This window comes from Marinomonas sp. 63XJN7_9_ISO-PGPR-S23-217, assembly GCF_056173515.1.
The window spans coordinates 294,618-312,313 of sequence record NZ_CM149678.1; the positions used below are offsets into that span (position 1 = coordinate 294,618).

Sequence of the window (17,696 nt, forward strand, 5' to 3'; positions counted from 1 at the left end):
TGACAGAGCATGACATTCTTTAGCGCATATGTCGTTAGTCGTTAATGCTCATAAACGCACCAGTGCTAGGGCTTGTCGGGACAACAATGCCTCCACAAGTGGTGTCGAATCTGCCACATGCAAATTCGATTTCATCGGTTATCGCAAAAACCATAAAACATTGATTGATTAAACAATTGCTAAAATCAACATTCACCATCTATTGTTAAAATGCTTTTTCTCAAAAAGGAGTTTTTAAATTAGAGAGAGACTTTTGCACGACTACTGCACTTGCCAATACTTTGTTAAAAACAGACTCAAAATGCTCATTTATAGGTATAAACTCCGCTTTCTCGTCTGCTTTTGCCGCGTCTTGGCGTCGCTCGTGACATCGTGCAAAGGCCTCAAAGAAGCAAAAATGGATAACAATAAAAACAAAAATGGAGAATCAATATGCTAAAAATCATCAATGCTATTACACTCTGCTCGATATCCCTTCTTATTAGTGTCAGTGCGTTAGCCGCTAGTGACAACCCCAATAGAGATGACCGCTTTACAACAAAATTCGTTTATGAAGCTCGTGTGACGATAGATAAAGCAAGAGTAACCGTTGGCCAGAGTAAATATGGAGAACGAGGCATTGTTTGGATCACAGGGGGAGAGTTTAAAGGCCCATCGTTAAAAGGAAAGGTACTTTCTGGTGGCGGTGATTGGCAACTTGGCCGTCCAGACGGTAGTAAAGAATTAGATGCAAAATATGCTCTTAAAACCGATGATGGCTATATTATTTTAGTACAGAATAAGGCGATTATTAGCCCAAAACCAACCAAAGAAAACCCTAAAAATCGTTATGCCAAAAGCGTGTTAAGCTTTGAAGCTCCCATCGGCAGTCCTTACGAATGGATGAATAAAGCCATTTTCTTAGGAACAGTAGACAGAGCAAAGGATTATGATAAAGATCCTGCTGTGATTATTCGTGTTTGGCAGGTGCTCTAACTCAACAATTAATCCAGCTTAATACTTAGATCCTCTTCCAAATGCTGTAAGGGGGTCTCAGTTCGCACAGCCGCGTTAACTACTGACAATCAAATTGTTTATCGCGCTAGAAATCAGATCTTTTTTTACCTTAGTATGGGCAACGGGTTGGTCAAACCAAAAACTCATCGGCTGATCAAAGCCAATGCCATGCATATAATTATAGAGCGCTTTGCGCAGTCCATCCCCCAACATCTCATGGTCGGTGCCCGTTGGGTCGGTGAAATCTACGTCGTTTTCGGCAAACAAAATATTGGGTCGTTCGGCAAGGGTAATGCCATACGCATCGGGATTGATGCCGATAGGGCTATGGGCAGTGGCGGCAAAGCGGTGCCAAAAAGCAGACTGAAAACAGCCTTGCCCCATCATTTGTCGCACCATTTCTAGTGCATCAATGGTTTCTTGCTCGGTCTGCGTTGGGAAGCCATACATCAAATAAGCATGCACCAGAATACCAGTATCACTGAATGCTTTGGTCACTCGGGCTACTTGCTCGACACTCACGCCTTTTTTCATCAGTTTAAGCAATCGGTCGGACGCCACTTCCAAGCCGCCGCTCACGGCGATGCAGCCAGAATCCGCCAGTAATTGGCAGCGTTCAGGGGTGAAGGTTTTCTCAAAGCGAATATTGCCCCACCAACTGATTACTACACCCCGTTCGATCAAACGCTTTGCCAGAGCAAATAAGGCTTTTGGTGGAGCCGCTTCATCGACAAAATGGAAACCTGTTTGTCCTGTTTCTTCTATCAACTCTTCAATACGATCCACCAGAATATCGGCGCCAGCGGCATCGTAGCGGTCAATGTAATCCAGTGTCACATCACAGAAGCTGCACTTGCGCCAATAACAACCGTGGGCAATGGTCAACTTATTCCAGCGACCATCGCTCCAGATGCGGTGCATGGGGTTGAGCATTTCACACAGGGACAAGTATTCTGTTAACGGCAAGCCATCGTATATCGGCGTGCCGACATCGGTTTGAGGAATATCGTGCAACTCGGCGTTTTCGTTATAGTGCACGTAGGGCTCGCCGTTTTCGTTTTCTGCAAGAAAGTAAGTACGCACCAACTCATCAATTTCGCGCTTGCCATCAAAGAATTCCAGCAAAGTCATAAAAGGCCGCTCGCCATCGTCAACACAGATAAAATCGACAAATTCGAATACCCGTGGGTCTTTCAGTGCGCGAAGCTCAGTGTTCACAAAACCGCCGCCTAGTACCACAGGCAGGTCAGGGTTAATGTCTTTACAGGTTTGCGCAATGCGCAGTGCTCCCAGCATATTGCCAGGGAAAGGCACGGTGAGCGCGACGACGCTGGGTTGAGCTTCTTCTAGATATTGCTCAACGAGTTGTTCTAGAATCTCAGAACTAAAACTCGGCTCATCCATTAACGTGTTGTATAGATCGTCAAAGCTTGGATTGGCTGCTGCCAACCGCTCACCATAACGGCTGACCTCAAAATAGGGATCAACTCCTTGAGTAATCACGGTAGACAAATCGTTGATAAACAAGGTTGCCAGATACTTGGCCTTATCTTGGACACCAAGATCACCAAAAGCGGTTTTGAGTATGTCCCCCGAGACGGCTTCCATCTGTGCGATCACATTGAAGGCTGGGCCTTCTGGTAAAAAGCGACGTGAGATAATGCGCAAGGCAAGGCTGGAATCTTTGCCTTGTAAAAAGCGAATAACCGGCTCGACACAAGTACGATAACGATCAAACTCGGCCAAAAAGGTAAAGATCACATCAGGTAGCTCATCATCCTCAAAAGACTCAAAATTGGCCTCCACATGCTGGCGGATAATATCCAGCGCGGGGGCAGTCATCATCTCAAGAAACAATTCGATGGCAGGGTCTCGCTGCACCGCCTCATAGCCCCGAGAGCGCAAAAAACCAGTTAGATAGGCCGTCGCTGGATACGGAGTATTTAACTGGGTCATGGGTGGGGTCATCAAAAGAACGGTCATAGCTTGCCTTTAAAGTAAAACCTAATAGGAATGAGGTGGATTTTAGCAAATGGCCTGAATAAAAGTCTTATTAATTCGCTGGGGGGCGAGAAATACTCCCATAGTGAACCCCAATCTCTCCACAATTGCGCGTTGCTTTGCTGCTATTGCGTCGATATGGTAGTCAATGGGTCTTTATGTTTGTAAATATGATTGGATATCAGTATGAAAAAACAACTATTAGCCGTTTTATCCTCAACAGCCATTATGGCAACCGCGACAATGGCGTATGCCAGTGACAGCAGCTCTTTTTCAACAGATCAGCAAGAACAGATTGGCAAAATTGCCGCAGACTACTTAATAAAACACCCTGAAATTTTGGTTCAAGTGAGCCAAGAGCTCCAAAAGAAACAGCAGGAAGCAGAGCAGTCAGACCTGACGATATCGGCGGTGAAAGCCCATGCCGACTTAATGAAGTTGGACGGTATTCCGCACATTGGCCCGAAAGATGCCAAAGTGACTGTGACAGAGTTTTTTGACTATCAATGCTTCTACTGTCACAAAATGGCTCCCGAAGTGGAACAGCTCATGAAAGCCAATCCTAAAGTGAAGTTTATTTTCCGTGATTGGCCGATTTTTGCATCACGTTGGGAAACCTCTGCAACAGCCGCGTTTGCAGGTCTAGAAATTTGGCATCAAAAAGGAGCTAAAGCCTATCTTAACTACCATAATGGCATTTTCGCAACGAATCATGATGAAGGCAAATTGACCAATGCCGATATTCAAAAAGTTGCAAAAGCAGCTCTCAAAGCGCCTTTGAAGAAAGTCTCTGACGAAGAGTATAAGAAAACTATCATGGTCAACGATCAACTATCTCGTCAGATTGGCTTCCAAGGCACACCAGGGTTTATTATTACACCCGCTAGTGGTGCCTCAGTGAAAAATACCATCGTGATTGGCGGCGCAGTGGACGAGCAAACGTTGCAGCAAGCGATTGATCAAGCTAGCCAGGACTAAGCAAGCGTAAAATGAAAAAACAAAAAGAGATTTGCTAAACCAAATCTCTTTTTATTGTTTTGAATTATGGCCCTTAGCATACGTAAACTGGCTTGATGTTAGTCAGATAATTCGTTACTGGCGACTAACTTAGCCGCTTGTTCCGTGGCGCTTTGTGTGCGCGAAGCAAGGTTTCTAACTTCATCAGCTACGACAGCAAATCCTCGGCCTTGCTCTCCGGCCCGAGCGGCTTCGATGGCGGCATTAAGGGCGAGTAGGTTCGTTTGCTTGGCAATATCGCTAATTATTTCTACAATTTCTCCAATTTTTACGAAATTCTCCTTCATCTTATTTTGATATTCCATTTCTGTTTCTTGTATATTTTCTTGATGAATTTGGGCGTCAATATCGGTTAAGGCTCCGACAACACGTAGTGGATTGCCCTGTGCATCTCGTTTTGTCTCCCCTCTCGCGTTGAACCAACGGTATTCCCCTGACTTCATCTTGAGTCGGTAATTAATCTCGTAAGGGGTTTTGCCCGTACGATCCTTGAGGTGTTTGGAAAAAGCATCCACAACGTCTTTGCTTTCATCTGGATGTAAACGAGAAGCCCAGCTATCAAGCACGTTGGGAAAGTCGTTTTCATTTTCAAAACCTAAAAGGCGACGGAACTGGTCTGACCACCAGAATGGGTTATCAGGGTTCACAGGGTCGCCAGCGATAACTTCCATGTCCCATAACCCGTCAGAAAGCATTTTATTGGCCAGTTCAAAACGATCAATAAACTTACGTCTTTCTTTTTGTCCTAGCTTCTCTTCATGTACGTCCGTAAGCGCACCGGCCACGCGTAATGGGTTACCTTGACTGTCTCTAAGGGTTGCTCCTCGAGCGCGGAACCAACGATACTCACCGCTTTTTAATTTGAGACGGTATTCAATGTCATAACCTGTGCGACCTGATTTGTCGTTTAGATGTGCTGTAAAAGCATCGAATGTCGCGCTTTTATCGTCAGGATGCAATCTGTCTGACCAGCTCCTAGCAATATTTGGAAAATCATTCTCATCATGGTAACCCAGCATATTGCGGAACGCCTGTGACCACCAAAATGGGTAATTCTCATCAAACTCTCTTCCAGGAATAAACGTAAGATCCCAAAGGCCATCTGCCGTCGCTTCACACATTAAATTAAACCGTTGCTCATAATTGTTGATGGCTTCTTCAAAGGAGATGAGCTGTTGGTTAACTGATTCGAGTTCTTTTCTTAGGGTTTGCTCGGTGCTATAGGCGGCTTGTAGCTTATCGGTTACAATTTTGGATATATGGGATATGACATCAAAACGGTCTTCCAAGTCTATTTTTGTTTCTGGAAGTACGTTCATAATGGACTGAATGGTATCATCAATTTTTTGTTTATGTTTTTTGCTCAGTAGCATAAGACTTTCCTTCACACAGGATCAGTTGGTAACGTAAGGTCCGTGCAAACGTTCTGTATCAAGGAATATAACAAGGAAGCATGTATAAATTAATTTCATAAGTGTTATGATTTTTAGTTAAATGTGTGTGTCATGTTGTTTGAATAGATGAGATTTGTTGCGTTTATGTACTCGGTTCAGGTTCTATACATTGGCTGGTGGCTAGGGTAGGTAGAGAGAGGATAGAGGGGTAGTCAGAGTGATTAGGGGGCATTCCCTTACCCCTAGTCACTCAGAAATTAACGAACGAGCATAATAGATTTGTCCGTATGGGACGTTAAATAGCTGCCGTGGGGATGGAAAAAGTGGTCTTTAAAACTGGGAACATGGGAGGCCATGACGATCAAATCGATAGGATTGTCATGTAGCCAGTGATTTAACACGTGATCCATATCGGCGGCAGGGTCGGTGCAAGGAACCACCACGCCAACAAACTCAACGCCAAACTCCTGTTTTTTCATTTCAGCAAAAGCGTCCAACCTACTTTTGAACTCCTCAGGATCATGGGAAACTTCATTTGCTGCAGACGTTGACACGGCAAGTAGAAACACCTTGGACGAATACAGTTTGGCAAGATCTCCAGTGACTTTTAGCGCTTTTTCTAATTTGTCTGCGTGGGCTAAGTCCACAGGTACAGCGATATGTTCATACATAACAAGCCTCCTTTTAGTTTTTGGCTTCCTTTGAGTATAGAACAATCAGAGTCAAGACTATGGAGTTAAGGTGGAAAGTAATAGGAGACGAGCTAATAAGGAGCTGTTATAGAGATGCTTCTATATAACGGCTCCTTGATACGGTGGGCGTCTAGCGCCCTAAAATAGATTTAAGATAGCCCGCACCGAGCTGCTGCATTTGTTGCTCCACCCAATTGACCCTGTCGCGAAGATACGGCGTTAAATGGTTAGGATTGCGTTCACGAGGGTCCGGTAAGAGCACCGCCAACCGTGCGGCTTCATCTCTGGTTAGCTTGCTTGCAGACTTGCCAAAATAGTGCTGGCTAGCTGCTTCAATACCATAAATGCCTTTACCAAATTCCGCTATGTTTAAGTACACCTCTAAGATACGCTTTCTGCCCCAAATGGCCTCAAGACTGACGGCTAATATGGCTCCGAGGCCTTTACGAATAAAACTGCGCGCAGGCCATAAGAAAAGGTTCTTTGCCGTTTGCTGGGTGATGGTACTGGCGCCACGCAGACCGTCACCATCGTCATATTGGCTGATGGCATGACCAATGGCGGTAAAATCAATGCCAAAATGATATGGAAACCGTTGATCTTCTGAGGCAACGAAAGCGAGCGGCACGTAGGGTGGCAGCTTATCGATATTTATCCACTGTTGAGTCACTGGATAAGGGCTTTGTAGCATAAAGGATGTGGTCGGTGGCGGCACAAACCGAAAGACCAATAAAACGAGAAGCAGAACCAGATAAAAACGCCATACAACAAACCATACTTTACCTAAAATACTACGTTTACGCTTTGCCATTCATTGTCTCTTATCAGCTTGGATGAGGCCCATGTTGAGCAAGAGTATAAACAAAAAAGTTATCCATCTCCTGTCATTTTGCTAAGAGGGCGCTCAACGAAAGCGACAAGCGGCAAACTGGCAGCTTAGATGTTTATGATTCCTTTACATTTTGTCGTCTTTAATTCTGAAGTCTGATTCCTGTAGTATGCGCTCACTAACGATATATCGTCTTTAAACCAATATCCCGCCTTACATCAGCGTAATAAGGAACCATCAAAATGGCTGACTTCAAAACTCATGTGACTGTGGCTGCCATACTCAGTGCACCACTCGCCGCAAGCGCCTTTATTATGGGATTTGCGACTATGAGTGACGCTATTCTGTATGCCTTAGCTGGAACACTTGGCGGGATGTTGCCTGATATCGATTCCGATGAGTCCATTGCCATTCGGATCGTCTTTCGCTTGCTTGGCGCCTTGGTCGCAGGACTTACCGTTGTTCTATGTGTGAACCAGTTGCCCCATTGGCAAGTGCTGGTTTTAGCGCTAGTCGGCTACCTAGTGGTACGCTTCCCGATACAGTGGGGGTTTGAACAACTCACCATTCACCGAGGAACACTACACAGCTTGCTAGCCAACCAGATGTTTACCGTGATCTCGGTCGCAATCTCGTTTCATGTCTTCGATCTGAACGCGAAAACCGCATGGGGCGTAGGAGTATTTATCTTCTTAGGGGCGACCATACACCTCATTCTCGACGAACTATACAGCATTGAATTGTCTGGAATGCGCGTTAAGCGCTCCTTTGGTAGCGCGCTGAAACTCACGGACTGGAGCGAACCTTGGACATCGCTTTTGCTCGTTCTATGCTGTGCTTTGGGGTACTGGCTAAGTCCCAATCCAGATGTATGGCATAAGACGTTTACTTGGTTGCCTACGTTTGCTTAATAACATCACAGGGCTATCTTTAATGTGTTGCTCTTCTTGGCGATAGACTCAATGGCTATCTCAAAATCCAAATTGGTTAGCATATAAATAATTGTGCATATCATCTATTATGTGTTCTTATCAAAACATGATTCACAATAATAAAAATAGGAATACATCATGAATGCTAGACAGAACGTGTGGTTTACTGGGTTGATGACTGCTGAAATACTCATTGCCATTGCTTTGACAATGCCGCTCACTCTGACCGATAGTATGCCAACGCTTGCCAGCCTAATATTGGTTTGGCTACTCACCGCCATTGCTATGTTTTCCACGTTTAACGCCCTAAAAAAAGGGCGCCAACAACACCAGACTCTGTTGTTGATTGCTGACAGGCTGGCGAAACATATGCCTGATCACCCTCAATTTACCTTGCCTGCGAAGGTCGACGATTTCCTACTTTGGGTCGACCAAGCTATTCAGGAACTGACGCAACCGAAACAGGAAGAACGGCATGTCACAACAGCGAATACAGCACTACAGAGTAAACTTGACTCGCTACTTCAGATTGTTAATAAACAAGAACAAGATTTGTCTGATATTCTCAAACACCGCCAGCATAGCGCGCCGCTTATTCAAGGGGTGGCAGCCAATACTGAAATTATCACGCAAAAGGTTGGTGTCTTGGTGAGCGATGCCAATCAAGGACAGCACAATTTGCAATTGGCGGAAGGTGTCTTGAAAGAACTGACTCAGCAAGTGTCCTCTACAGCCGATGTAATCAATCTGCTTTCTAACAACTCGGAACAAATTTCTTCTGTGCTGGACGTCATTCGTAGTATTGCCGACCAAACCAACTTGTTAGCTCTTAATGCTGCCATTGAAGCCGCCCGTGCGGGTGAACAAGGTCGAGGCTTTGCTGTGGTTGCCGATGAAGTGCGTAACCTTGCCAGCAAAACCCAACAATCCACTCACGACATTCAAGTCATGATAGAAAGCCTGCAAAAGGGTGTCTCAGAAGCCGTGAACAACATTGATGGTAGCGTTCACTCCGTGCACGATACCGTTGAGCTAACCAACAAAGCGGGTGAGTCTCTGGCCGAAATCTGCACCGAAGTGAATGAAATTAACCGACTGGTTAACGAAAATTCCACTAAGCAAATCAATATTGGCAAATTGGCGGTGGAAGTGAACGAACGATTACAACACCTCAATGAACGAACCCTAGAAGCAAAAGCCCTCTCAACACAGCTTCAGGAAACCATTGTTTAGTAAAGGCAGAGGCTTAATAAACAAAGAGGCGAACGAATTATAGAGGATTAATTTAGTAGCCTAAGTGATTGAGAAATACTGAAAAAAATAGTGCAATGTAAACTTTACTTGTCTACAATATGAGCACAACTTATCCTTCTTCCACGCGTGGCGACATACAGACCCCTGGAGTTGGACGATTAAGCCGGCCTAGTGCCGGTTTTTTCAATTTTATAGCCTTAAAAAAGACGTTAAATAATGGATATGGAAAGTCCTTACAGCCTTTCTTCTCATACTTTTGATACGAGACACGCCAATCATTATTATATCCAAGCAATTGGACTGAAAACATGAGAACGAGGGTCTACATCGATGGTTACAACTTCTACTTTGGTTGCTTAAAAGGCACCCCATATAAATGGCTAGATCCCGTTTCTCTTATTGAAACCTTACTTGTGCGCTCTGGTGCTCCAGAATCCACATTAGACATTATCCATCAACATGCGAAGGCTTATGCTGATCACAAAAAACAATACGGATAGAGTGGGCTAACTTTTTATATCGAAATTAACTTTCCCCTATTGCCGCTTATCAATTAACCCAATCTACGCCTTATTCGTAGCGCACGTTTTTAAAAAATAATGACGATACAGCTGATAGAAACGTGAGACATGCAGTGGTTTCTCCCCCTTATATTGATGTAAAAAATAAAAGTGCCAATCCTTGCCGCGACATTCGGGAAGTACCCTTTGTAAACCGCCATCTTGCAAATGCTTTTGCACTAAAAATTCGGGCAGCAGGGCTATTCCCATGTCCAGTAATGTCGCTTCAAGCCCTGTGGCTAGGCTATTTATTTTGACACAGTGGTCGAGAGAGATCATTTGTTTATTATCGAGGTGGTTATCAAACACCTCGATTTTGGGTCTATGCCATGCCGTCGCTATGAATTTGTGTTGTGCGAGTTCTTCTAAGTTTTTGGGGAAGCCGTATTGGGCCGTGTAGCGCGGTGAGGCACAGAATATCTCTGATACGGTGCTGACCGATAAAGCGCGATAGTCACAGTCTTTAATATCCCCACCAAAAATGGCGGCGTCGAGTTGATGTTCTATCAGATCTTGCCATTTGGCGGTCACCACAATCTCAGGGGTGATCAGCGGAAACTCGAGACACAATTGCCGGATGGCAGGCATCACAACTTCTTTTTCGGAAAAAGGCGGAACGGACACTTTAAAGAGCCCGCTAGGTTGCTCCTTAATTTGGTTTAATTCCGTGAAGGCCATATTAAGCTGCTCATCTAATAACTCACTGCGAGCGAGCAAGGTTTCCCCCGCTGCGGTTAGTAAGACGCCTCGTGTGCTGCGTATTAGAAGTTGCTGACCAATGGCCTCCTCTAAACGTTTGATTTGTTGACTGATGGCCGACTTGCTAATGCCTAGCTTTTTGGCGGCGGCAGTATAGGAACGCTTGGAGGCGACTTCCGCAAAGGTGAGAAGCAAAGGGGCGAGCTTTATATTGTTCATTTATATAAACACTATGTTAATTATATCGATATTGTTAAATAAACAACACAACCTTAAGCTAAGTCAACCTACTCACTTGTCTTAAGGAGACAGAAACATGACTAGCTTTGTGATTGTCGATTCAACGGTAATTGATCAAGATAAATTGGCAGAGTACAGCGCTCAAGCAAAGGCCACTATAGAGCCCTATGGCGGCCGATTTATCGCCAAGGGGGAAGCAGAAATACTGCATGGGGAATCCGAGCATAGTAAAAAAGCCATTATCGAATTCCCCGATAAAGAAAGTGCTAGAAACTGGTACAACAGCGACGCCTATCAAGCATTAGCGCCGCTTCGTGAAGCTGGCATTCGCAGTACTTTCCAGCTGTTGTAGTCGTCAGTAATGACCGCAAGGGAGGTAACTCTCTGAAATAGGGGGTCATTGACACCTGAGGCCAATGACCCCCTAACTTAGCGTCGATGAGATTAAGCCGCTTGTTGGGTCAGCGCACTGCGGCGGAGTTGTAGGATAGCCAATAAAGCCAAAGCCCCTACCGCCAAGCAGGCTGGAAACAGCACCGTGGTAACGGAGTAGGCTTCGAGTGCCACAACAGAACACATATTGCGCAAAATTATAAGCATGAAAAAAAGACGGCTTTCTTCAAAGGGATGGTGGTAAGCCTTGCGCAAGGTAGGCCCAAAGCCGATCATATCGACAGTGGTCAGAATCACTACTGTCCACAATGGGTTACTGGTAATGTACCACAAGGGCAACGACGCCAAGGCAACGATTAAGAAGGCCCAATCCAATTTAGTGATAGTGGCATCGCCGCGCTTGATATACGCTAGTATGGCAATAAAAATCGTAATAAACCCTGATAATCCAATGGGCCATGCTCCCATGCCGCCCTCGGCTTCCAGCTGAGCAAAGAAGATAATGGTGGTGGTTATGCCCCAAATCATCCATGAAAACACATGGGGCTTCACTAGGCCTCGTAAGATCAACACAATGTAAGGTACAAATCCAATGATCGCTAATACAATGGCGATGCCACTAAAAATAAGCTTGATATTGAATTCCATGTGCCCTCCCTACGCTTACGATCATAGTAAAACTTGATTCTACCGACTTCGTTCTAAAACAGACGGACAAAACACGTCAGATTTGCACCAAAATAGGTCGTTTAAGGTGAATCGGTCAGATATCCATAGTACTCGATAAAATGCTCCCAACAACCCAGTCCGCTGTAGGGTTGAGAATCAAGCCGACAATCGAGATTCTCAACGCTATTGAGATGCACTACAATCCGAACATCCTCATTATTAAACCAACGATAAAAGGCGAATAACCACATGACCCCATTAGACATGGAAGCGGAGCGTACCCTAGTGGGAAAAGGTGTGTTGTTATGCCTAGCCGCGATGTTGGTATTCGCCTCACAAGATGCCGTGACGAAAATCCTCGTGCAGGAGATGTCGGTGGCGCAAGTGGTACTCGTGCGCTATTGGGTGTTTGCATTGTTTGCGATCATTTGGGTGTCACGTCACAGTACGGTTCGTCATGCATTACGTTCGGTGCGCCCTAAGTTGCAGGTGTTACGTTCCTTATTGTCCATTGCTGAGATTGCGATTTTCAATCTGGCACTGCGTTATCTTGGTTTAGCAGAAGCGCATTCCCTGATGGCGGTGTTTCCATTAATGGCAATTGCCTTGGCGGCACCCATCTTAGGGGAACGGGTAAGTCTGAAATGTTGGTTGGCGGTGTGCGTCGGTTTTATCGGAACACTGATTATTTTACGACCCGGGCTGGAAGTCTTTAAACCTGAGTCGCTGATACCGTTAACTGCGGCCTTGTGTTTTGCTGGTTATCATGTGGTGACCCGTCAGGTGAGTTCCGCTGGGGATGGTTTTAATACCAACATACTTTATATGGCCTTAGTCGGTTGTGTGTGTGCAACGGTTTTTGGGGTGACGGTATGGCGTGAGCCGAGCATGCAAGAATGGATTCTATTGGCGGTGATCTCTATTATGAGTGTCGCCGCACAGCTTCTATTAGTGAAAGCCCTAGAGTATGCCCCCGCCTCGATACTACAACCTTTCAATTACAGCTTATTAGTGTTTGCCACCATTATTGGCTTCTTAGTGTTTAGAGAACTGCCAGACAGATGGACCATTGTGGGAGCAGGCATTGTTATTGCCAGTGGGCTGTATGTGATTTATCTACAACGTTCCCGTGAATGATTTTTGGGCTGAGCTCGGACTCCCCCATCCTTGAAGAAAAAAAGTTCGCGAGAAGCGCCACGCTGAAGAACGTGGACCGGGGTATTAGGTAAAACCAATATTGATAGATATAATGAACAAGTCAAGGAGTTAAAAATGAAATCATTCTTGATTAAATTATTTTTTGAAGCGATTGATACTGTTTATCTTATATTTGGCTCTATTTTAATTATTATTGCTTATGTCTATTCTAGTGATGGTATATTCGGTATTCCTGCCTCTCTCACTGCTGGGTTAATTGGTGTTGGAATTACTTTTTTATTTCTATTACTACCTTATTATTTTTTATCTAAAATTAAAAAGTCTAATAGGAACAAATAGCTATACCCTCTTTGCTATTATACAGACCTTTGCACGATGTAATATAAAAAGGGGTCCGTTTAAGGGACCTGACCCCTTTTAGACAAAGTGAGCTTTGGCAACCTCACGAGCTCTATCTCAAACTTGGTCATCAGCAAAGAATTCGAGCGAAGCGTTACCAAGCATTATTCAAATACCACATCCCAGAAGAAGAACTCGGACGGATTCGATCCGCTACGCATTCAGATATGGCACTGGGGAATGACAGATTCAAAGAAGAGATTGAGAAGTTAACGGGTAGGCGAGTGACGCCAAGAAAACGCGGTAGAAAACCAATGCAGATGGATTAAATTTTCATCTGACCCCAATTGTTCGCGGAGCACACCATAGAGAACATAACAAACTATGTTCGTATAAAAGCGATCCGAACTTTATCGCACCATTGACACCGGCTGACTTATGGGTGACCCCAATTGCTCCGATTTGGATTGGAAAGCAGGCGATCCGAACGTTTAATACGGTGCTTTTCATAAGCGTTTGATTGAATCCCTCGACCAATACTGGTCACGGTACAAAGACTTCCTTGTGCTAAGCTAAGTACACAAGCTGATAGCGCTTTACGTCGAGCTTTATGCATATTGGGGCTGACAATCGGCAGGATTTTGTTCAGTATAGTGGTCGCGTTCATGGCTCTGGTGGTGAGTTGTTTTTGGCGAAATTATTGATCGCCAAGAGCTATGAACGTTCCCTTCTTGCTCAAACATTCTGAACTATATTGAAATTTTGGGGGGATACCTCAGCATCTGACCCCAATTGTTTAATCTGAACCCAATTGTTATGGTTTAAAGAAGATGTTTTTTATGTTCCCAATAAAGCTAATAATTTTTTCTAAGTAGCCATTTATAAAGATATTTGCTTTTCTTGAATCAATATCTTTTATTTCATCATTTACTACAATCGGCACCCAGAAGTTCTCAATATAATCATCATCAAAAAAAGCAGAATGACCTCCGGTTATAAATCTATTAGTTATTCGGTTAGAAAAGGAGTTTATTCCAGTTTTTCCAATCATTCCAAGTCTAGGGATAAAGACTTTACTTAGATACAAAGTGTAATCGCTTGTGGCGCAGTCATTAACAATTTTTATTCCACTATTCGTGATTTTATCAAAGTTAAATGATTGGTCAACAACGCTGCCTGAGATGATTATTGTAGAAATATTGTGTTTTGTTTTTCCCCCTTCATCTATTATGTTAATTACTGCCTTTAGTGTGATGTACGTTCCAAAACTGTGGGAGAATAGATATATTTTATCTTTTTCTTCGGCTACACTTTTAATCAGCATTTCTAGTTTTTTTATATTTTTTTTTGCCACTTTGTTTGAGAATATTGATAGGCTGTTTACTATTTCATAATCAAATCTTTTTTTCTCATCAATTCCCGTACATGATAGGTTTTCATGGAGTTTTTTTTGCCATTCTCCATAAGATCTTATACCATGAATAGTAATTATTCCTTTTTTAATTTGACTTCCCTTTATTTTTATAAAATTGTTTTTTTGTTTTATAAGGTTCGCTATTCTGTCTATCCATTGTGTATTAAATGAATGGGCATCTAATACAATAGAACATATTTTTTCAAATTCTTCTTTGTAATTTTTTATTTCGCTAATTTCAGAAGTTATTCCGATGAGTGTTTCCGAAGAGTTTAATTTGCCATTGCTTATTTTTTCAATGAGTTTGTAAGTGTTTATTTCAGTAGGGCTGTCTCCTTTTTTTTTGGGTAGTTTTATGTCTACTATTAATAAATCATATTTTGAGTTTTTTAGCTTTCTTTCTGCGTCATTAGTATTTTCTGAAAATTGTGTGTTTATTGTTACAAAGCTTTTTGTCTTATTTTTTAGTTCTAGTTCAGCTTTTTTAGCTCTTTTTATATTGTCATCAATTATTAGTACATTAAACATTCTTTATTATTTCCTTGATTTCATTTTTCCATGCTGAATCAGTACTATCATAGTAGATGAAACCTAGGCACCTTTCTCGAAACTGGCTAAGTAGCTCTTCTTTTAATGATTGAAAATCTAGTGTTTTAGTGCTATCGCTAAAGTCTTTATATTGTGTTAGAAATAAGAATTTGCTTTCTGTCTTTTTTACTATTTTTCTAGCAATTTCTTCACCACCAAATGTCCTGAATCTACCACCACTTTCTCCGACTTTTTTTTCGTAAGTAGGAAGACTCATATCAAGTATTACAAAATCATAACTGTTTTCTATTGCTTTTTTCTTTCCAGATGTGAATGAGGCTGCTGTTTCTATTTCAATGTTTATGATTTCCTTATGAAGAAAAGTTGTTATTCTATGTAGTTTATGAGTATTGTCTTCAACAATGAGTACTTTCATGATGTAAACTTATCTCCACTGTGAATTCACTTTTATCAATAAAAAAATCTAAATTGTATTGGCTATTTAGATCTTTCAAAGTCCAGTACGATCGATGAAGACCGGTTCCGCCTTCCTTGTTTTTATAATTTGGTTCTTCTTTATTTATTACTCGCTCTTTTATTTTATTTATATCTATTTTTTTGTCATCTATTTTATTTGAGATTTTAATTATTGTTTGATTTTCTTCTTCTTTTGCTTCTATTTGTATCTCACTGTTCTTCCTTCCATGATCTCTCGAATTATTCATTAAATTTATTAGAACAAAAATAAGCTCTTTACTTTCTATACCATTAAGCTTTCTGTTTGAGTTGGACTTTATTATATTTGTGAATTTGGATTTTCTTATTTTTTTAAAGTATTCATCCGCAGTGTGCAATAAATCTGTTAGAGATAGGGTATCTAGAGTATCTTTTTTTCCTAAATGAAACCATTCAGAAATTTCATTAATATCTTCTCCTATTCCATGTTTAAGAGAAGAGATGTTTCTAACTATTTCATTGAAATGGTGTGTTGATGCTTTATTAAGAGATAGCTCCAGTTTCTCTATACATTTGTATATTTCCTGTCGGAATATCGTATTAATATATTCTCTTGTCTTTTCAAGGTTGTCTGAGGTTTTTTCGTCCAATATACGAACTACTTCATCAAATATCTCAGAATTTGAAGTTTCGATTTTTATATAATCTCGAATCCTATCAATATCATTTATCTGAAAGGCATAATCAAAAAATCTATCGATGTGTTTTCCATCTTGTGATATCTTTATTTTTTCTTCAATTTTTGAAATTGTTTTGTTAAAATTTATTGAAAATTCTTTCAATAGTGCATTTGCTAGTTCCGAATATTCATTATCTAAATGATTATAGTGTAATGTCCAGAATGTTTCATCTAAATCAGTTTCTATTAATATGTTAAGATTTTCAGCTCTTGATCTCATTTTATTTCCTAGGAAACCATGTCGTATCTCCGCACTAAGACAATTATCTAAACCATAGTCTTCATCATATAAGTATGAGTTTGAAATTTGGCTGACTAGTTTTATAAGTATTGAATCCTTACTCCCAGTTAGAATTACAGTACTGTTTTCTTCCTGAATATTAGACGGATTTTCTTTCTTGTTGTCTAAGACTTCTGATTTTAAGGTTATAAAACTCTGAGTGTCTTCTTCATCTTTAGAAGATAAAAAAACCTCTATTAAAGGAGTGATTGCATCAAGTTTATTAGACTTTATTGAATTATAATTTATAGATATTTTATTATTCTCAATTTTTGAAGAGTTTCTTTTTGCAATGATTGTTTTAAATATTTCCTCACATTCAGCTATATATTTTTTCTTTTTTGTTCTTTCTTCAAGATGAAAAAGTATTATAACCCTTTCTAAAAATAATTCCTCACTGCTTTCAAATTTAGACAAGCAATCCAAATGATTTGGAATACATATTTGCTCAAGAAAATATATTCTTTTTTCAGAAAGGAAATAGTTTTCATCAAGTAAATCTATGGGGCTATCTATATTTTTATTTTCTAAATAATCTTCGAATATTTCATTTAGAACTTGGTCGTAATCTGGAGATATTAGCCTCGATGAGAATGATAATATTATCATGGCATCAATAGATAAAACATTGTTTTTCTTTATAAAGGATGAAAGATCTTTAAGGGGGAGGCTTATATAAAGAGATTCATTTTCAAGAAGCCTTTTGGCACAGAAATCTATTGCTAAATGATATTCTTTATTAGCTAATAGTTTTTTTATAGTCTCTTCAATTTTATCCTTTTTTGTTATTGATACATCAATTGATTTGTTCTTTTTTTGAAAATAATTTGATATTTTTCTTTTTATTTCAGAGCTTTTTTCTATATGGTTAGGTAATAACTGGTCTAAAAGTTTTAAAAAATGATAGGAGTTTGGGTTTTTGTAAAGCCTTATTATTAATCCTTCTAGATCTCTTATTTCTTGAGTTATGTTTTCTTTTTGTTTTATTATTCTTATTGATTTGTTTAGCATTTGGTATATGGGGGATTTTTTTGTTATAAATTCAATTTCCAAATTGCTCGAGAGTTTTGCTATGTTTGTTATTATATCTTCTATTGCTGTGTTTG

At 41.3% G+C, this 17,696-nt stretch carries 17 protein-coding genes; 8 read left to right on the top strand and 9 right to left on the bottom strand.

Translation table 11 applies throughout. The features are described from left to right. The first annotated feature begins 432 nt into the window (after positions 1-432). A complete protein-coding gene (locus AC0VYI_RS01340) occupies positions 433-975 on the top strand; it encodes a DUF3237 domain-containing protein (protein WP_475446783.1) in 543 nt (180 codons plus the stop codon). A 75-nt stretch (positions 976-1,050) separates the two neighbouring features. On the opposite strand, the gene AC0VYI_RS01345 is transcribed toward AC0VYI_RS01340, so the two are convergent. Continuing rightward, positions 1,051-2,952 (bottom strand): B12-binding domain-containing radical SAM protein, encoded by a 1,902-nt coding sequence (locus AC0VYI_RS01345; RefSeq protein WP_475446785.1) that lies wholly within the window; start codon positions 2,950-2,952, stop codon positions 1,051-1,053. Between the two features lie 231 nt (positions 2,953-3,183). On the opposite strand from AC0VYI_RS01345, the gene AC0VYI_RS01350 reads away from it, so the two are divergent. Beyond that, positions 3,184-3,975, top strand: coding sequence for a DsbA family protein (locus AC0VYI_RS01350; RefSeq protein WP_475446787.1), 792 nt, complete (start codon positions 3,184-3,186; stop codon positions 3,973-3,975). Between the two features lie 98 nt (positions 3,976-4,073). Here AC0VYI_RS01350 and AC0VYI_RS01355 read toward each other — a convergent pair whose 3' ends face one another. From AC0VYI_RS01355 to mtgA, 3 genes are all read right to left on the bottom strand, one after another. Next, the gene (locus tag AC0VYI_RS01355) at positions 4,074-5,387 is read right to left on the bottom strand and encodes a methyl-accepting chemotaxis protein (RefSeq protein WP_475446789.1); all 1,314 of its coding nucleotides are present in this window, start codon (positions 5,385-5,387) and stop codon (positions 4,074-4,076) included. 278 nt (positions 5,388-5,665) lie between these two features. Beyond that, a complete protein-coding gene (locus AC0VYI_RS01360; protein WP_475446791.1) occupies positions 5,666-6,079 on the bottom strand; it encodes a universal stress protein in 414 nt (137 codons plus the stop codon). Positions 6,080-6,230: 151 nt separating this feature from the next. Continuing rightward, complete coding sequence (mtgA, locus tag AC0VYI_RS01365; RefSeq protein ID WP_475446792.1) at positions 6,231-6,911, bottom strand: monofunctional biosynthetic peptidoglycan transglycosylase; 681 nt, start codon at positions 6,909-6,911, stop codon at positions 6,231-6,233. Positions 6,912-7,171: 260 nt separating this feature from the next. Here mtgA and AC0VYI_RS01370 point away from each other — a divergent pair, with 260 nt between their 5' ends. The 3 genes from AC0VYI_RS01370 to AC0VYI_RS01380 all read left to right on the top strand — a co-directional run bounded on the left by AC0VYI_RS01370 (position 7,172) and on the right by AC0VYI_RS01380 (position 9,615). Further along, the gene (locus AC0VYI_RS01370) at positions 7,172-7,840 is read left to right on the top strand and encodes a metal-dependent hydrolase (RefSeq protein ID WP_475446794.1); all 669 of its coding nucleotides are present in this window, start codon (positions 7,172-7,174) and stop codon (positions 7,838-7,840) included. A gap of 159 nt (positions 7,841-7,999) precedes the next feature. Further along, positions 8,000-9,094, top strand: coding sequence for a methyl-accepting chemotaxis protein (locus AC0VYI_RS01375; protein WP_475446796.1), 1,095 nt, complete (start codon positions 8,000-8,002; stop codon positions 9,092-9,094). Positions 9,095-9,423: 329 nt separating this feature from the next. Next, the gene (locus AC0VYI_RS01380; protein WP_475446798.1) at positions 9,424-9,615 is read left to right on the top strand and encodes a PIN domain-containing protein; all 192 of its coding nucleotides are present in this window, start codon (positions 9,424-9,426) and stop codon (positions 9,613-9,615) included. A gap of 63 nt (positions 9,616-9,678) precedes the next feature. Here the strand turns inward: AC0VYI_RS01380 and AC0VYI_RS01385 are convergent, their stop codons facing one another. Then, complete coding sequence (locus AC0VYI_RS01385; protein ID WP_475446800.1) at positions 9,679-10,593, bottom strand: LysR family transcriptional regulator; 915 nt, start codon at positions 10,591-10,593, stop codon at positions 9,679-9,681. A gap of 97 nt (positions 10,594-10,690) precedes the next feature. On the opposite strand from AC0VYI_RS01385, the gene AC0VYI_RS01390 reads away from it, so the two are divergent. Further along, positions 10,691-10,966 (top strand): DUF1330 domain-containing protein, encoded by a 276-nt coding sequence (locus AC0VYI_RS01390; RefSeq protein ID WP_199475505.1) that lies wholly within the window; start codon positions 10,691-10,693, stop codon positions 10,964-10,966. A gap of 92 nt (positions 10,967-11,058) precedes the next feature. On the opposite strand, the gene AC0VYI_RS01395 is transcribed toward AC0VYI_RS01390, so the two are convergent. Then, the gene (locus tag AC0VYI_RS01395; protein WP_475446802.1) at positions 11,059-11,655 is read right to left on the bottom strand and encodes a hypothetical protein; all 597 of its coding nucleotides are present in this window, start codon (positions 11,653-11,655) and stop codon (positions 11,059-11,061) included. Positions 11,656-11,925: 270 nt separating this feature from the next. Here AC0VYI_RS01395 and AC0VYI_RS01400 point away from each other — a divergent pair, with 270 nt between their 5' ends. Beyond that, positions 11,926-12,813 carry a DMT family transporter gene (locus tag AC0VYI_RS01400; RefSeq protein WP_475446804.1) on the top strand — a complete coding sequence of 296 codons (888 nt, stop codon included), beginning with the start codon at positions 11,926-11,928 and terminating at the stop codon, positions 12,811-12,813. A 135-nt stretch (positions 12,814-12,948) separates the two neighbouring features. Then, complete coding sequence (locus AC0VYI_RS01405) at positions 12,949-13,173, top strand: hypothetical protein (RefSeq protein ID WP_475446806.1); 225 nt, start codon at positions 12,949-12,951, stop codon at positions 13,171-13,173. Positions 13,174-13,987: 814 nt separating this feature from the next. Here AC0VYI_RS01405 and AC0VYI_RS01410 read toward each other — a convergent pair. The 3 genes from AC0VYI_RS01410 to AC0VYI_RS01420 are packed head-to-tail and all read right to left on the bottom strand — an operon-like array spanning position 13,988 to position 17,643. Next, the gene (locus AC0VYI_RS01410) at positions 13,988-15,115 is read right to left on the bottom strand and encodes an alpha/beta hydrolase (protein ID WP_475446807.1); all 1,128 of its coding nucleotides are present in this window, start codon (positions 15,113-15,115) and stop codon (positions 13,988-13,990) included. Then, positions 15,108-15,551, bottom strand: a complete 444-nt coding sequence (locus tag AC0VYI_RS01415; protein WP_475446809.1) for a hypothetical protein — start codon at positions 15,549-15,551, stop codon at positions 15,108-15,110. Before AC0VYI_RS01415 ends, AC0VYI_RS01410 begins: the two co-directional genes overlap by 8 nt. After that, positions 15,532-17,643, bottom strand: coding sequence for a hypothetical protein (locus AC0VYI_RS01420; RefSeq protein ID WP_475446810.1), 2,112 nt, complete (start codon positions 17,641-17,643; stop codon positions 15,532-15,534). The genes AC0VYI_RS01415 and AC0VYI_RS01420 overlap by 20 nt, the downstream gene beginning before the upstream one ends. Positions 17,644-17,696 lie beyond the last annotated feature (53 nt).

Excerpts from the sequence above, each read along its gene's own strand:
- AC0VYI_RS01385 (WP_475446800.1), bottom strand. The coding sequence starts at position 10,593 with ATGAACAATATAAAGCTCGCCCCTTTGCTTCTCACCTTTGCGGAAGTC.
- AC0VYI_RS01405 (WP_475446806.1), top strand. The coding sequence starts at position 12,949 with ATGAAATCATTCTTGATTAAATTATTTTTTGAAGCGATTGATACTGTT.
- AC0VYI_RS01410 (WP_475446807.1), bottom strand. The coding sequence starts at position 15,115 with ATGTTTAATGTACTAATAATTGATGACAATATAAAAAGAGCTAAAAAA.
- AC0VYI_RS01400 (WP_475446804.1), top strand. The coding sequence starts at position 11,926 with ATGACCCCATTAGACATGGAAGCGGAGCGTACCCTAGTGGGAAAAGGT.
- AC0VYI_RS01395 (WP_475446802.1), bottom strand. The coding sequence starts at position 11,655 with ATGGAATTCAATATCAAGCTTATTTTTAGTGGCATCGCCATTGTATTA.
- AC0VYI_RS01415 (WP_475446809.1), bottom strand. The coding sequence starts at position 15,551 with ATGAAAGTACTCATTGTTGAAGACAATACTCATAAACTACATAGAATA.
- AC0VYI_RS01345 (WP_475446785.1), bottom strand. The coding sequence starts at position 2,952 with ATGACCCAGTTAAATACTCCGTATCCAGCGACGGCCTATCTAACTGGT.
- AC0VYI_RS01340 (WP_475446783.1), top strand. The coding sequence starts at position 433 with ATGCTAAAAATCATCAATGCTATTACACTCTGCTCGATATCCCTTCTT.
- AC0VYI_RS01390 (WP_199475505.1), top strand. The coding sequence starts at position 10,691 with ATGACTAGCTTTGTGATTGTCGATTCAACGGTAATTGATCAAGATAAA.
- AC0VYI_RS01375 (WP_475446796.1), top strand. The coding sequence starts at position 8,000 with ATGAATGCTAGACAGAACGTGTGGTTTACTGGGTTGATGACTGCTGAA.
- AC0VYI_RS01350 (WP_475446787.1), top strand. The coding sequence starts at position 3,184 with ATGAAAAAACAACTATTAGCCGTTTTATCCTCAACAGCCATTATGGCA.
- AC0VYI_RS01370 (WP_475446794.1), top strand. The coding sequence starts at position 7,172 with ATGGCTGACTTCAAAACTCATGTGACTGTGGCTGCCATACTCAGTGCA.
- AC0VYI_RS01360 (WP_475446791.1), bottom strand. The coding sequence starts at position 6,079 with ATGTATGAACATATCGCTGTACCTGTGGACTTAGCCCACGCAGACAAA.
- mtgA (WP_475446792.1), bottom strand. The coding sequence starts at position 6,911 with ATGGCAAAGCGTAAACGTAGTATTTTAGGTAAAGTATGGTTTGTTGTA.
- AC0VYI_RS01355 (WP_475446789.1), bottom strand. The coding sequence starts at position 5,387 with ATGCTACTGAGCAAAAAACATAAACAAAAAATTGATGATACCATTCAG.
- AC0VYI_RS01380 (WP_475446798.1), top strand. The coding sequence starts at position 9,424 with ATGAGAACGAGGGTCTACATCGATGGTTACAACTTCTACTTTGGTTGC.